General features: G+C 63.0%; 13 protein-coding genes. 9 read left to right on the forward strand and 4 right to left on the reverse strand.

The window, feature by feature from the left end; all coding sequences use genetic code 11:
* Positions 1-205 precede the first annotated feature (205 nt).
* A complete protein-coding gene (locus tag QM659_RS07535) occupies positions 206-2,230 on the reverse strand; it encodes an elongation factor G (protein WP_415187943.1) in 2,025 nt (674 codons plus the stop codon).
* Positions 2,231-2,474: 244 nt separating this feature from the next.
* Here QM659_RS07535 and QM659_RS07540 point away from each other — a divergent pair, with 244 nt between their 5' ends.
* From QM659_RS07540 to QM659_RS07565, 6 genes are all read left to right on the forward strand, one after another.
* Positions 2,475-2,957: a hypothetical protein gene (locus QM659_RS07540; protein ID WP_415187944.1), complete on the forward strand. Its 483-nt coding sequence runs from the start codon at positions 2,475-2,477 to the stop codon at positions 2,955-2,957.
* A 139-nt stretch (positions 2,958-3,096) separates the two neighbouring features.
* Positions 3,097-4,521, forward strand: a complete 1,425-nt coding sequence (locus QM659_RS07545; protein ID WP_415187945.1) for a dihydrolipoyl dehydrogenase family protein — start codon at positions 3,097-3,099, stop codon at positions 4,519-4,521.
* Positions 4,522-4,691: 170 nt separating this feature from the next.
* Positions 4,692-6,080: a sensor histidine kinase gene (locus QM659_RS07550; protein WP_415187946.1), complete on the forward strand. Its 1,389-nt coding sequence runs from the start codon at positions 4,692-4,694 to the stop codon at positions 6,078-6,080.
* A gap of 365 nt (positions 6,081-6,445) precedes the next feature.
* Positions 6,446-7,855 (forward strand): Do family serine endopeptidase, encoded by a 1,410-nt coding sequence (locus QM659_RS07555; protein ID WP_127079300.1) that lies wholly within the window; start codon positions 6,446-6,448, stop codon positions 7,853-7,855.
* A gap of 84 nt (positions 7,856-7,939) precedes the next feature.
* Positions 7,940-8,695 carry a heme ABC transporter ATP-binding protein gene (locus tag QM659_RS07560; protein WP_415187947.1) on the forward strand — a complete coding sequence of 252 codons (756 nt, stop codon included), beginning with the start codon at positions 7,940-7,942 and terminating at the stop codon, positions 8,693-8,695.
* A gap of 34 nt (positions 8,696-8,729) precedes the next feature.
* Positions 8,730-9,788, forward strand: coding sequence for a glycosyltransferase family 4 protein (locus QM659_RS07565; protein WP_415187948.1), 1,059 nt, complete (start codon positions 8,730-8,732; stop codon positions 9,786-9,788).
* A gap of 113 nt (positions 9,789-9,901) precedes the next feature.
* Here the strand turns inward: QM659_RS07565 and QM659_RS07570 are convergent, their stop codons facing one another.
* Entirely contained in the window at positions 9,902-10,390 is a 489-nt protein-coding gene (locus QM659_RS07570; protein ID WP_303483584.1) for a hypothetical protein, read from the reverse strand.
* A 188-nt stretch (positions 10,391-10,578) separates the two neighbouring features.
* Between QM659_RS07570 and QM659_RS07575 the strand changes: the two genes are divergently transcribed.
* Positions 10,579-11,289 carry a phosphatidylserine decarboxylase gene (locus QM659_RS07575; protein WP_127079308.1) on the forward strand — a complete coding sequence of 237 codons (711 nt, stop codon included), beginning with the start codon at positions 10,579-10,581 and terminating at the stop codon, positions 11,287-11,289.
* Positions 11,290-11,584: 295 nt separating this feature from the next.
* Positions 11,585-12,241: a CDP-alcohol phosphatidyltransferase family protein gene (locus QM659_RS07580; RefSeq protein WP_415187949.1), complete on the forward strand. Its 657-nt coding sequence runs from the start codon at positions 11,585-11,587 to the stop codon at positions 12,239-12,241.
* A 221-nt stretch (positions 12,242-12,462) separates the two neighbouring features.
* Here QM659_RS07580 and QM659_RS07585 read toward each other — a convergent pair whose 3' ends face one another.
* Complete coding sequence (locus QM659_RS07585) at positions 12,463-12,756, reverse strand: hypothetical protein (RefSeq protein ID WP_127079312.1); 294 nt, start codon at positions 12,754-12,756, stop codon at positions 12,463-12,465.
* 137 nt (positions 12,757-12,893) lie between these two features.
* Positions 12,894-13,025: a hypothetical protein gene (locus QM659_RS07590; protein WP_281023886.1), complete on the reverse strand. Its 132-nt coding sequence runs from the start codon at positions 13,023-13,025 to the stop codon at positions 12,894-12,896.
* 253 nt (positions 13,026-13,278) lie between these two features.
* Between QM659_RS07590 and QM659_RS07595 the strand changes: the two genes are divergently transcribed.
* A complete protein-coding gene (locus QM659_RS07595) occupies positions 13,279-13,656 on the forward strand; it encodes a gamma-butyrobetaine hydroxylase-like domain-containing protein (protein ID WP_415187950.1) in 378 nt (125 codons plus the stop codon).
* Positions 13,657-13,763 lie beyond the last annotated feature (107 nt).

A 13,763-nucleotide genomic window follows, 5' to 3' on the forward strand; every position in this document is an offset into this window, starting at 1 on the left:
GACGCAGAGCACCGTGCGCTCTACCGCCTTCTGTGGCTTTGAACTCGATTTCCCCCGCCCCCTTTCAACTTGGTCTGTCGCGCGCAACCGAGTCTGCAACGCGCAGCCGTCGCCCGCCCGTCCCCAGCGTCATGCCGCAGTCGGATGCGGCACAACGCTGCGGTTGAGATCGGCTGTCTGCGTGAAAAGCTGCCAAGCAGGCTGACTAAACGCTTTTTTGCTGAGAGCGCTCCGCCACGATCTGATCGGCGACGCGGCCCGAAAGCTCGATGAGATGATCGAATTCGGCCTTGAAATGCCCTGCTCCCGCAGTCGCCGACCGCAATTCGATGATGAGGTCGTGGATTTCGGCTTCCGGGATGTGCGCCTCGATGGTGTCCCAGCCGGGCCAACCCGGCCGCGCATCGAAGCCGAGGATCTGCCCGCGCCGCGCGGATATCATGCCGTTGACCTTCGCCGTGGCTTCGCTCGGCACGGAAATGCTGACGGCGGCGACCGGCTCCAGCAGCACGGGCTGACACTTCGGCATGCCTTCGACCATCGCGAGACGGCCCGCCAGACGGAAAGCCTGATCCGAGGAATCGACTGTATGGTAAGAGCCGTCCTTCAGCGTCACGGCCACGTCCACCACCGGAAAGCCGAGCGGCCCGGTGCCGAGATAATCGCGCACGCCCGCTTCGACCGCCGGGATGTAGTTGCGCGGCACGGCGCCGCCCGTGATCACTTCCGCGAAGGCGAAGCCCTCGCCACGCGGCTGCGGACGAATCTCGACCACGACATCGCCAAACTGTCCATGGCCGCCGCTTTGCTTCTTGTGGCGGCCGCGCACCTCGACGCTCTTGCGGATCGTCTCGCGATAGGGGATTTGCCGCCGCCGTGTCTCGGCCTTGACGCCAAAGCGCCGCGCGAGCCTTTCCAGCGCGACGCGAAGATGCATCTCGCCTTGTCCCCAAAGCACCATCTCGCTCGTTTCGCGATCCTGCGCGAGTGAAAGCGTGGGGTCTTCGTCGATCAGCTTCGCGAGCGCGGAGGTGAGCTTGATCTCGTCCTTGCGGTCTCCGACGGCGATGGCGAGCGCGTAGACGGGCTTCGGCGGCTGCACCGTTTCTGCCGGCGCAGCAAAGCCCTTGTCGCCCGAAACCGCTTCACCCGTATGAATGCCTTCGAGCTTTCCAAACGCCGCGACTTCTCCCGCTTCCGCCGGGCCACGCTTCTTGATGTCGGGGCCGGACACGGAGAAGACGCCGGAAATGCGTTCCTCGCCGGACGCGCCATAAACCGCGGCGCCATCCGCGAATTGCCCCGTCAGTACGCGCGCAAGCGAGAGCTTGCCCGCGTGCGACGTGTGGATCGTCTTCACCACATAGGCTGCCGATTTCGTCCCGCCAAGGCCGAGCCTTTCGGCGGTTTCCGCGACGAAGGGGGATTCGTGGCGCAGGGCCTTGAGCAGTCTGCCGATACCGTGGCCCGCTTCCGCCGAGCCGAAGAACACGGGGCAAATCTGGCTGCGCTTGAACTCGGTCACGAGGTCCGCGAAGACCTGATCGCGGCTCGGCACAGTGTCGCTCAAAAGCTGTTCCATCAGCGCGTCGTCATAATCGGCGAGCTTCTCAAGCATTGAAAAGCGCTGTTGGGCCTCGAATTGCGCGATGTCGTTCGGAATATCGATCAGTTCGCTGGGGGCGTGCGGGCGATAGACGAATGCGCGTTCGAGCGCCAGATCGACGAATCCGCTCACCGCGCCGCCTTCGGTAATGGGAACCTGCCGGAGCACGAGCGGAAGTCCGCTGGCGGGCTGCAATGTTGTCAGCAATTCGGTGATGTTGCCGCCGTTCTTGTCGATCTTGTTGATGAAGAGAAGATGGGGGATCTTCGCGGCTTCGAGAGATTTCAGCACGCTTTGCAGCGCGTAAAGCTTCTTCGGGTCGGCTTCGCAGACGACGACAGCGGTGTCGCAGGCGGGCAGCGCCGCCGTGCCGTCGAACTGGAACTCGATCGAGCCAGGAAAATCGAGCGCCGTGAAGCGGTCGCCGAGGTACTCGAAGCTCGCGACGTTCGCTTCCACGCTCATGCCGTGGCTCTTCGCTTCCGGAGTCGTGTCGCTGACATTGTGTGTCGCGCCGGCTCGGGCGAGGATGGCTTCGAAAAGAGAGGTCTTCCCGCTGCCTTGGGGGCCGACGAGTGCGATACAGCGGGGGCTTCTGCCCCCTGCATTTCCATTTCCGCCCATGTGCTTCGTCCTGTGTGGAATTATGCAATTGCGGGCGTGCCGTCAGCACGAGCCGCGACGAAAGTCATGGTCGCCCCGGACCGGGGAAGAAGCAAGCGCCGCGATGGGTCGGCGGCCGGTTCCGCACATGCGCGAATTGACGCCGAAGCCTCTGCATAAGCGCCGCAGCGCGATTGACACGATACCCGGATGATGGTTGCAAGCTTCCGGTGTTGTCACCGAGTTCCAAGCCGCGAGACTGTCCATGAGTTACGAGTTCGACGCGAGCCTCATTCATCCCGAACCCGCCGCCGAAGCCTTGCCGCCGGACCTTCGCAATGCCGTCGAAAGCGCGAAGCGGATGCCAAGCGCGTTCGCCAATGCGAAGCTTCACGGCGAAAACGAACTGCGGCGGCTCGTGCAATCCTGCAATCGCATTGCCTGGGGAACGGTCCCGCCCGATCTCCGAGCGCCGAGCCGGGAGGAAGCGGATGCCCTCGTCGCTGCGCTCGCGCCCGACGCCCGTGAGAAGCTTCTGGCCGAGGCGAAGCTCGCGGCCGAGCAGCGCCGGTTCGTCGGCATCCTTCATCTCATCGAGCGCGAGGTGGCCGCACAGAAGGCCGCCGAGCAAGCCGACCGCGCCCGCTACGAAGCGGAGCAACGCGAAATCGCGGAATTCGAAGCCTTCGACGCGGCAGGAAAGGCCGCCCGCTTCGAGGCTTGGCGCGCAGCAAGAGCCGGCGCCTGAGAAAAGAGGCGCCCGCTGATTGCTTGCCCAAAGCTTTTAACCAACAACATTACCGTGAGCCCAGCCGGCGCGGCTTGCCAAATCGGGCTGCCCGCGCGAAACAGGACGTGCAGGAATCGCGACGGGGAACGGAACGGCCATGCCTCAGCTTTTGACGCCGGACATCTGCGTGATCGGCGCGGGATCGGGCGGGCTGTCCGCCGCCGCCATCGCCGCTGCCTTCGGTGTCTCCGTGGTACTGATCGAGCGCGGCCCGATGGGTGGCGAATGCCTTAACACGGGCTGCGTGCCCTCAAAGGCGTTGCTCGCAGCTGCGAAGCGAGCGCACCAGATCCGCGACGCCGAGAAATTCGGCATTCGCGCCGGCAATCCCGGCATCGATCACAAAGCCGTCGCGGCGCATGTCGCGGGTGTTGTTGCGGCGATCGCGCCGAACGATTCCGTCGAGCGGTTCAATGGCCTCGGCGTGGATGTCATCAAGGCGAGCGCGCGCTTCGTCTCGCCGGACACCGTCGAGGCGGGAGAGTATCAGATCAAGGCGCGCCGCTTCGTCATAGCCACCGGATCGACCCCCCTCATTCCGCCGATCCCCGTGCTCGACCGCGTGCCTTTCTTCACGAACGAGACCATCTTTCAGAATACGCATCGCCTGCCGCAACTCATCATTCTTGGCGGCGGCCCCGCCGGGCTCGAACTGGCGCAGGCTCACAAGCGGCTCGGCAGCGAGGTGACCGTCGTCGAGGCAGGCAAGGCGCTCTCGCGAGACGACGACGAGTTGCGGCAGCATCTGCTCGACCGGCTGCGCGATGAAGGCATCCGCGTGCAGGAAAACGCGCGCGTCGAGAGAATAGAGCCGTTCGGAAACAACATCCGCGTCGTGTTTGCCAATCTCGGCCGGACCTATTCCATTGAGGGCACGCACCTGCTCGTCGCGGTCGGCCGCGCACCCGCCGTCGCCGACCTTAACCTCGAAGCCGCCGGGATTGATTACAGCGAGCGCGGCATTCAGGTCTCAAGCGGGCTCCGCACCTCCAACTCGCGTGTGTACGCCATCGGCGACGTGACAGGCGAAGTCAACCTCACGCACGCCGCGAACTATCACGCGTCCATCGTCATCAAGAACGCGCTTTTCCGGCTTCCGGCGAGGGCCGATTATTCGAGCATCCCGTGGGTGACGTTCACCGACCCCGAAGTCGCCCACGTGGGATTGACCGAGGACGCGGCCCGCGCGCGCTACGGCAAGCTTGCCATCCTTCGATGGCCCTATGCCGAGAACGACCGCGCCCAGGCCGAGCGCGAGACGAGCGGCTTCGTGAAGGTCATAGCGTCGCGCGGCGGCAAGATCCTCGGAGCCGGAATTGTCGGCGCGCAGGCTGGCGAACTCATACAGATGTGGAGCCTCGCCATGCAGAAAGGCATATCTCTCAAGGCGATGCAGAGCATCGTGGTGCCTTATCCCACGCTTTCCGAAATGAACAAAAGAGCCGCCGTGAACTATTTTGCGCCGACCGCGCAGAACCCCATTCTGCGACGCATCATTGGACTGCTTGCGAAATTCCGCTGATTCGCGTTATTTAGAAGCGTTGGCAACAGGGTTCTTTGACGCGTTTGGACACCCGGGCTTCAAAAGATCGCGAGCACGGCGGAGCGCATTTTGCGCTGGACCGCGAAGAGAAGCGTGCACCCTCGAAAATCGGCTCCATCAGAACGAGCCTTCCGGCAAGGCTCCTGTTCATGACGATCCTGTTCGTGATGGTGGCCGAAGTGCTCATTTTCGTTCCCTCCGTCGCGACCTTCCGAAAGAACTGGCTGATGGAACGCGTCGTTGCCGCGAAGGTGGCTGCGCTCGCGCTTGAGGCGTCGGGTGGCGCGGAACTTCCCGAACGGCTTCGTCAAGAGCTGCTGACGACAGCGGGCGTCCATGCGGTCTCGGTGCGCCGCCCTGAAGTGCGCCGTCTCGTTCTCGGCATGCCCGACGAGAAACCGGTGGCGGAGGTCTTCGATCTCCGCGACAGGAATGTGGTTCAATTGATCCCCGATGCGCTCGCCGCATTGGTTGCCCCGCCGGGCCGTCTGATCCGCGTCATCGCCGCGCCCGACATCCTGCGCGCTGACGAAGAGATCGACGTCGTCATCGACGAAACGCCGCTCAGGGCGGCGGAGTGGCGTTATGCCCGGAACATCTTCTGGCTTTCGATCATCATCGCGATCATGACCTCGGCGGCCGTCTATCTCGCGCTGTCCAGACTTCTCGTCGCGCCGATGATGCGCATCACGCGCAACATGGTTTCCTATCGCGAAAACCCGGAGGATATGACGCGGATCATAACGCCGAGCGGGCGCGACGACGAAGTTGGCGTTGCCGAGAAGGAACTCGCCAACCTGCAAACGCAGCTTTCCGGGCTCCTGCGCGAAAAGGCGAGGCTGGCGAACGTCGGATTGGCCGTCTCGAAGATCAATCACGACCTGCGCAATATTCTCGCCAGCGCGCAACTTGTTTCGGATCGCCTCGCCACCGTGCCCGACCCGACCGTGCAGCGCTTCGTGCCGCGCCTGATCCGGGCGCTCGATCGGGCGATCATGCTGTGCACCAACACGATGAAATACGGGCGGGGCGGGGAAACGCCACCGAACCGCACCCGCGTTGTCCTTGCACCTCTCGTCGAAGAGGTCACGGAGAGCCTCGGCGTCGAAGAATTGAAGAGCGTCCGCCTGATCGTCGACGTCTCTCCGACGATCGAGCTTTATGCCGACCGCGATCAGATTTTCCGCGTGCTCGCCAATCTCGTGCGGAACGCGATGGAAGCCTTGCGAGAAGCCGAGCCCGCTCCCGAAGACCCTTGCGTGAAGATCAGCGCCACCCAGGAGGGCAGGCGCGCGGTCATCAAGGTGAGCGACAACGGGCCGGGGGTGCCAGCCAAGGCGCAGGAAAATCTGTTCAAGGCCTTCCAGAGCGTAGCCAAGGCGGACGGCAACGGCCTCGGTCTCGTGATCAGCGCCGAACTCGTCCGCGCGCATGGCGGCGACATTCGTCTGGAGGACTCGCCAAAAGGGGCGTCGTTCGTGGTGACATTGCCCACGGCGGTCGGGGTAAAAAAGCGTGCATTCGAGAAGGCCGCGTAGAAAAGCGCGACGGCGCTATCTTGAGGATGGGCTTACGGGCTCCGGTTGATCACCCGCACGGATCGGCTGGACCCCATTCGACGCGTTGAAGCCGATCGCCACCCGTGTCCCTCATCCCGCGTCCGATTTGTGCACGGCGCTGCCGCTTCGCTTGTGCGCTATCCTCGCGGAAGCGCCAACCTCGCCATGTCTTCCTCTTGCATCGCAAGCTCTGCCGCTCTTTATATTTCGTTGGCGATACCTGGATCAGCCCGCGTTCGATGGAAACATTGGAATGAGGGTGCTGGCCAAGACGGGTTGGAACTGATGGTGCCTCCAGCGGCGGCTGATCGAGGGTAGAATTCACTGCTCCACGGGGTCTTTCCATGCTCTATTCGGCTGCCGTTCGAACGAGTTTCGTGCTTGCCGTCCTTCTGGCGCTACCCGCCGCCTCTTTCGCGCAGGCGGTGAAAAAGGCGCCCGAGACGCGCGAGCAGGTCGTTTTCTCCTATGCGCCGGTGGTCAAGGCGGCGGCGCCCGCTGTCGTCAACGTCTACGTCCGCCAGCGCGTGCGCCGCGACAGCGCCTTCAACAATCCGATCTTCGAAGAGTTTTTCGGCCACGGCTTCGGGCGCAGCGAGCGCGCGCAAAATTCGCTTGGTTCCGGGGTGATCGTGACGCCGAACGGCGTGGTTGTGACCAATAACCACGTCGTGCAGGGAGACGCCGGCACGGAAATCAAGATCGCTCTCGCCGACGCCCGCGAGTTCGATGCGAAAGTCTTGCTCAAGGACGAGCGCACCGATCTTGCCGTCTTGCAGATCAAGGGCTCCGACATCGAATTTCCGTATGTCGGCCTCGCCGACGCCGATCAGCTCGAAGTGGGCGACATGGTGCTCGCCATCGGCAATCCTTTCGGCGTCGGGCAGACGGTGACGAGCGGCATCGTCTCGGCGCTGGCGCGCACGCGCGTCGGGATATCGGACTATCAATTCTTCATCCAGACCGACGCGGCGATCAACCCCGGCAATTCGGGCGGCGCTCTGGTCGACATGCAAGGTCGGCTCGTCGGCATCAACACCGCAATCTTCTCTAAGAGCGGCGGCAGTCAGGGCATCGGCTTCGCGATCCCGTCGAACATGGTCCGGCTTGTTGTCGAGTCCGCGTTGCAGGGCGGTTCCGGCGTGCGGCGGCCATGGCTCGGGGCGAGCATCGCTGAGTTGACGCCGCAGATCGCAGACGCGGTCGGTCTCGACCGCACGACGGGCGTGCTCGTTGCAGCGGTGACGGACGGCGGTCCGGCAGCGAGCGCGGGTATTCGTCCGGGCGACATCGTGCTTGCGGTCGACGGCAAGGATGTCTCGGACGCCAACGCCTTCCAGTATCGTTTCACGACGAAGGGCACGTCGGGCGAAGTGAGCCTCGACGTTTTGCGCACAGGCACACGCCGCAAGGTTTCCATCCCGCTCATGGTCGCGCCCGAAACGACGCCGCGCGATCTGCGCGACATCAACGGCAACAACCCGTTCGGTGGCGCGAAGGTGGCGAACCTGTCGCCTGCCGTCGCGGAGGAACTTTCGATCAACGAGACGAGCGGCGTTGTCGTGGTCGAAACGGAAGCCTATTCCATCGCGCGTCGCCTCGGGATCAAGCCGGGCGATATCGTGGCAGAGATCAACGGCGAGAAAATCGAAACCACGCGCGCGCTTGAAAAGATCGTCGGCAAGGGTGCGCGTGTGTGGCGTTTGGGTATCCGGCGCGGCGGCCAGACAATCCGAACCGTGATCGCGGGATAGGACGCCGCTTCCGCGATTGCACGGGCGCGGCCTTTCCGCAAGAATACCATCAGCGCAGGCGACGAACCGGAGGCAACCGACGATATGGCGCTCGCTCTCGAAGACGTAACATTGAAAGCCGGGCGCGCGACGCTCCTGAAAGGTGTGTCGCTCGCTGTGGAGCCGGGCCGGGTGACGGCGGTGCTCGGGCCGAACGGCGCGGGCAAATCCACCGCGCTGTCGGTTCTGGCGGGCGATCTGAAACCGCAAGGCGGCCGCGTCGTGATCGAGGGGCGCGACATGGCGGCCATGTCCAAGAGCGAGCTGGCGCGGGTTCGCGCGGTCGTCGGCCAGCATGCCGCGATAAGCTTTCCGCTGACGGCTTACGAGGTGGTTGCGCTGGGCGCGCATCCCTTCGCCGGGCCGGAGCGCGACGACATCGTCGAGGAATCGATGGCGGCGATGGACGTGCTGCACCTTGCCGGACGCGATTACCCCACTCTGTCCGGCGGCGAGCGACAGCGCATCCAGATCGCCCGCGCGCTCGTGCAGCTTCGCCCCGCGGCGAGGGATGGCGCGCGCCGCTATCTGCTGATGGATGAGCCGACCGCGCATCTCGATCTGAAGCACAAGATTCTCGCGCTCGAATGCGCGCGCGCTTTCGCGGATGCGGGCGGCGGCGTGCTGTGCATTCTGCACGATCTCGGGCTCGCGCAGGAATTTTCCGACGAGATCGTGTTGCTGAAGGCCGGCGCGGTCTTCTCCGATGGCGCTTCCGGCAACAGGCTGACGGGCGAAACGATCTCGGCGCTGTTCGAAATTCCGGTCTGGCGGTCCCGGTCGCTTCTCGCGTCTCTGTGACGGCGCCGCGCGCGCGATCAAAAGGGGGCTTGTCGTGACGCGCTTCATCTTCGCGTTTTCCGGCGACCTCGAAACACCGACCGGCAATTACGCCTACGCGCGCAAGATCCTCCCGCCGCTGAAGGCGCGGCTCGGCCTTGAGGTTCTGGCGCTGCCCGCCGGGTTTCCGCTCGCGTCAGGCGATACGATGCGTGAAGCGCTGGCGGCTCTGAGGGCTGCTTCTGGCCCCGACACGGTTCTGTTTCTCGACGGCCTCGTCGGCTCTGCGCTTCCCGCCGATGAGCTGGGCGCGATCGCAGGCGCGAAAGTCGCGCTCGTGCATCACCCGCTGGCGCTCGAAGACGGGCTCGACGCGTCGACGAAGGCGCGTTTGCTTCGCAGCGAGGCGGATGCGCTTGCGCTCGCCGATGCCATCATCGTGCCGAGCGAAGGCACCGCGCGCGACCTCACCCGCATCTTCGACGTTCCGCCCGGAAGGCTTGCCGTCGCGCTGCCCGGCGTGCTCAGAGGGTTTCGCGCGGAGGGATCGCCGCCGGGCGAGCCGCTGCACATCGTCAGCGCGGGAACGCTCACGCCCCGCAAGGGCCATGCGGTGCTGGTCGATGCTCTGGCGCAAATCGCGGACCTGCCGTGGCGCGCGACCATTGCGGGGGCGCTCGATCTTTCGCCCGAAACTGCGGCGGCGGTGAGAGCCAAGATCGCGGCGCATGGACTTGGCGATCGGGTGCGGCTCGCGGGACATGTCGATGAGGCCGCGCTTTCGGCGCTTTATGCCTCCGGTGACATCTTCGCGCTGGCGAGCTTCCATGAGGGCTATGGCATGGTTTTCGCGGAGGCGATGGCACACGGGTTGCCCGTCGTGGCTTCCGGCGACGGCGCGGTTCGCGATACGGTTCCAGGCGAAGCGGGCCATGTCTGCGCGGCGGGCGACGCGGATGCTATCGCGGCGGCGCTTCGGTCGCTGAGTATCGATGCGGGGCTTCGCCGGAGGATGGCCGAAGCTGCATGGCGTCACGGGCAGACGCTTCCGAGCTGGGACGCTTGCGCGGCGATCATCGCGCGGGTGCTTGAAAAAGTCGCCCACCTCGGTTGAAGGAACGGAAACGCCGCGGCCTCGACAATCCGCCGCCACGCGCGATTACAGGCACCGTCCCGCGCGCAAGATGGAAACCCGGCTTCAAGCCGGGTTTTTCCGAAATTCGAAGCCTATTTCTTTTCAGGCTGTTGCGCGGCGGATTCCTCTTCCTTCGGCGCGTCCTTCACCTGAACGTCGCCCTTGGCGTTGATCGTCACCAGCGCGCCGATGTCGGCGTTCGAGTTGCTGTCGTAGCTTGTCACGCGCCACGTAACTTCGTTCTCGGTGCCATCCTCTTCGACCGCGAGAAAGGCATTCGGCAGTTTCTTGTCTGCGATCTGCTTCACGGGAACGGTTTTGAACACCTTCGAGGTGTTGCCGTCCGCGCTGACGGACATGAGTTGCAGCACGAGATGGGCCTGCGTCGTATCGCCCGCCGGTACCGTAAGCACGGTGGCGCGGAACACGCCCGACACGTCTGAGTCCGACCAGGTGCCGGCCGTTGCGACCTCGGTCACCTCAGGCGGGATCGAAAGCGTAAGTTTTTCCGCGTCTTGTGCCCGCGCGGACGAAAGTGCTAGACAGGCCACAATAATTGTTGCGGCGATTCTGGCGTGCATTGAATTCTCCCAAGGAACAGCGAGGCTGACCCGATCGGTACCGCGGCGCTTTTAACGGGTTGGATATGCGTCGGTTGTGACAATTGCGTGTCAGCGTGCCCAAGACCATCCTGACGACAGTTACATTCTGTGACATCGAAATCAAGAACCGCGATCAGCGGTTTAACACAACTTGCCGGGGGATTATAGTGGCTGGACCTAATGCACTCTCTCAGTTTCAGGCGATCTTTTCGCCTATCCATAAAGATGGTTATAAATTCGTAGGCATCGCGGCAGCGGTCACGCTCGTCGCGTTCTACATCTGGGACACGCTGGGTTTCCTCTGCCTTCTGGTGACGCTCGCGCTCGCCTTTTTCTTCCGCGATCCGAAGCGTGTCGTACCAGACCGCGAAGGCCTCGTGGTCGCGCCGTCCGACGGCACGGTCATCAGCGTCAACCCGATGCTGCCGCCCGCCGAACTGAATCTCGGCACGGAGCCCATGACGCGGGTGTCCGTGTTCCTCTCGCTTCTCGACGTGCACGTGGCGCGCGCGCCCGTTGCGGGTCGCATTCTGACCGACGTGCATACCGACGGCGTCTACAAGAATGCCGCCGCCCCGGAAGCGCCCTCCGAGAACGAGCGCCAGTCCTTCACCATCGAGACGAAGACCGGCACCAAGATCGGTGTCGTGCTCGTGTCGGGCTACGTGGCGCGGCGCATCATCACGAACGTGAAGGTCGGCGACGCGGTCACCGCGGGCGAGCGCATCGGCATCATCCGGTTCGGCAGCCGCACGGATCTTTATCTCCCGGCGGGCACGGTGTTCGTTTCGGAAGGACAGCGCATGATCGCGGGCGAAACCGTGGTTGCGGAACTTGGTTTGACGGAGCCGACGCCGCGCCGCTTCGCGCGCGTCTAGGTGTCCGATTCCGACATTTGCATCAGCACGCTTGCGAGCAATGTCGGAATCGAAAGGACCACTAGCTCGCAGTCACCGGACTCGAATGTCAAATTCGCTCCACTAGAGCGCCGTCTTCTTGGGAACAGTCAGGGGGGCGGCGCGCATAACGCCGCATCCCCGACGCCGTTTTATGAGTTGCGTTTTGTCGTCGAAAAAGCTCCCATGAAGAAATTATGACACGGGAGGCAGAAGAGGTGCGGGAAGGTTGCGGCTTGCGCGCGCAGTGCCACGCGGGTGAAATGCGGGGCAGATCATGAAGCACCAGTCCGGGCGGCCTTTCACGGTGATCGGCAGAAACGAGGCTCCTACCGCGAAACCTTCGCTGAAGCGACGGCTCGTGCTGCTTGTGCCGAATACATTCACCCTCGCCGCCGTGGTTTGCGGCTTAACGGCGATCCGGTTCTCGCATGACGGCTATTACGCGCTGGCGATGTTCGCGATTCTCGGCGCCGTCGTGCTCGACGTGGCGGACGGCTACGCCGCCCGGCGTCTCAAGGCCGAATCTGCCATGGGCGCGGAACTCGATTCCCTCGCCGACTTCCTGAACTTCGGCGTTGCGACCGCCATGCTGCTCTATGACCGCCACCTCCATGAATTCGCCCTTGCGGGCTGGGCGATCGCGGCGGCTTACGTTCTGACGACCGGGTTGAGGCTCGCGCGGTTCAACATACAGGCGCGCGCGCAAAAAGCGTTTCTGAAGGAAGGCCACACCGAGAAGCCGAAATGGTTTTGCGGTCTGCCTTCAACGGCGGCGGCGTTGTCGATGATCGCGCTCGATACCGCCGTCGTGTCCGTTTTCCCTGCGGAGGCGAGCCCGGTCATGGCGATTGCTACGCTGACAGCGGCAGCGCTCATGGTCAGCACCCTACCTGTGCCGTCGCTGGGTGCGATCTTCGGTCGACGGCGCTAGTTGTCCGAGTCCGACATTTGCATCCGTTCGAAAGGACCACTAGCAACATCATGATTCTAGTGGGGCTTTTGAATTTGACATTTGAGCGAGAAGCTCGCAGCCGCCGGAACTCAAATGTCAAATTCGCTCCACTAGCGGTTACGCCCGCCGCCACGAGCGCAGGGCGGCTCTCGTGAAACGAGCGTTGCGGATCGCAGCGCTCGCCTCAAGCTTCTCGCGGATCAGTACTGAACCGGGAAGTTCGCCTGCGTGTTCACGCGCTCCCAGAACGTCGTGTTGTTGTAGTGGGGGCCGGGATAATTATACAGGCCGGTGTTGTACCAGGCGAATGGCCGCTGATACTGCCAGCGCGGACCCGACGCGCCGAAAAAGCGCTCGACCAGCGTAGGCTCCTGCGGAGCCACATAGAGCTGATAGGACCGGGGCTGCTGTGCCCGCCGGGGCGCCGCATCGCTCTGGACGGTCGTACCGACGACGGCAGCAGCCAGAAGGGCAGTGAAAAGAAGTCGCGACATCATGATCTCCCGCTTAACGCATGCCTTCATGAAAGCCTAAGCGGGAGCGAAGTTCCGACGCCACCGCCCTTACTTTTCAGTATAGGCGCGAGAGGGCATCTTACTAGTGAGGTTTTGCCACTAAGTAAAAAATAGCGTCAGGCGTAGGATTCGAGGCCCATCGCCGGCGAAAAGTCGTCGCCGCGAAAACGTTGGCGCAAAATCTCAAGCTGGCCGCGCTGCGTGGAGTGCAGAAGCATCACCTGACGCTTGATCAAACCGTAATTCATCAGCTTCTCGGCGTGATCCGCTGGAATGTCTGTGACGAGGCAGGGGCGTTTGATGATTTTTTCGAGCGAAGACCGTTCGCTTCGGGACATCCGAATGGCTGGCATTGCACACTACCCCATACGCAGAAACCGAACCTTATGGTTGGTGAACCGTAGGTTCCTTGTAAACAAATCTATTAAACCTGAATGCGGCAAAAAAGGGTAACTCTGACATTTCAAAGTGTATCAATCACAAAAAAAGGAGCCAACAGCGATGTCGCAAGCGCACGGCAACGAGCCTGTACCATCGGAACTGCGGCTGAGCGCGGACAAGACCGTGCTCCGCGTTACCTTCTGCGACGGCTTGGAGAGGGAACTTCCAGCGGAACTTCTTCGGGTCGAAAGCCCGAGCGCCGAGGTTCAGGGGCATTCGCCTTCGGAGCGAAAGCTCATCCCCGGCAAGCGCCTCGTCACCATCCTTTCCATCGAGCCGGTCGGCAATTACGCGGTGCGACTCGTGTTCAGCGACGGGCACCACACCGGCATTTATTCCTGGGTGTACCTTTACGAGCTTGCGCGCAACAAAGACGAGGTGTGGCGTACATATCTTGACCGCCTCGAAGCGGCAAGCCTCAGTCGCGACCTTGTCTAAAGCTTAACGGAGGCGTCGAAAAACTGTCGCAGATATTGGTTACCCTGACTCCATGGCCGGCAATTCTTCTACAATAAACGTCTCAAGCGGCGAAGGACAAGGGAACG

Origin of the sequence: Rhodomicrobium sp. (assembly GCF_047605405.1) — a bacterium.
GTDB lineage: Bacteria > Pseudomonadota > Alphaproteobacteria > Rhizobiales > Rhodomicrobiaceae > Rhodomicrobium > Rhodomicrobium lacus.

Excerpts from the sequence above, each read along its gene's own strand:
- QM659_RS07580 (WP_415187949.1), top strand. The coding sequence starts at position 11,585 with ATGAAGCACCAGTCCGGGCGGCCTTTCACGGTGATCGGCAGAAACGAG.
- QM659_RS07540 (WP_415187944.1), top strand. The coding sequence starts at position 2,475 with ATGAGTTACGAGTTCGACGCGAGCCTCATTCATCCCGAACCCGCCGCC.
- QM659_RS07585 (WP_127079312.1), bottom strand. The coding sequence starts at position 12,756 with ATGTCGCGACTTCTTTTCACTGCCCTTCTGGCTGCTGCCGTCGTCGGT.
- QM659_RS07590 (WP_281023886.1), bottom strand. The coding sequence starts at position 13,025 with ATGAATTACGGTTTGATCAAGCGTCAGGTGATGCTTCTGCACTCCACG.
- QM659_RS07535 (WP_415187943.1), bottom strand. The coding sequence starts at position 2,230 with ATGGGCGGAAATGGAAATGCAGGGGGCAGAAGCCCCCGCTGTATCGCA.
- QM659_RS07545 (WP_415187945.1), top strand. The coding sequence starts at position 3,097 with ATGCCTCAGCTTTTGACGCCGGACATCTGCGTGATCGGCGCGGGATCG.
- QM659_RS07560 (WP_415187947.1), top strand. The coding sequence starts at position 7,940 with ATGGCGCTCGCTCTCGAAGACGTAACATTGAAAGCCGGGCGCGCGACG.
- QM659_RS07555 (WP_127079300.1), top strand. The coding sequence starts at position 6,446 with ATGCTCTATTCGGCTGCCGTTCGAACGAGTTTCGTGCTTGCCGTCCTT.
- QM659_RS07570 (WP_303483584.1), bottom strand. The coding sequence starts at position 10,390 with ATGCACGCCAGAATCGCCGCAACAATTATTGTGGCCTGTCTAGCACTT.
- QM659_RS07595 (WP_415187950.1), top strand. The coding sequence starts at position 13,279 with ATGTCGCAAGCGCACGGCAACGAGCCTGTACCATCGGAACTGCGGCTG.
- QM659_RS07550 (WP_415187946.1), top strand. The coding sequence starts at position 4,692 with ATGACGATCCTGTTCGTGATGGTGGCCGAAGTGCTCATTTTCGTTCCC.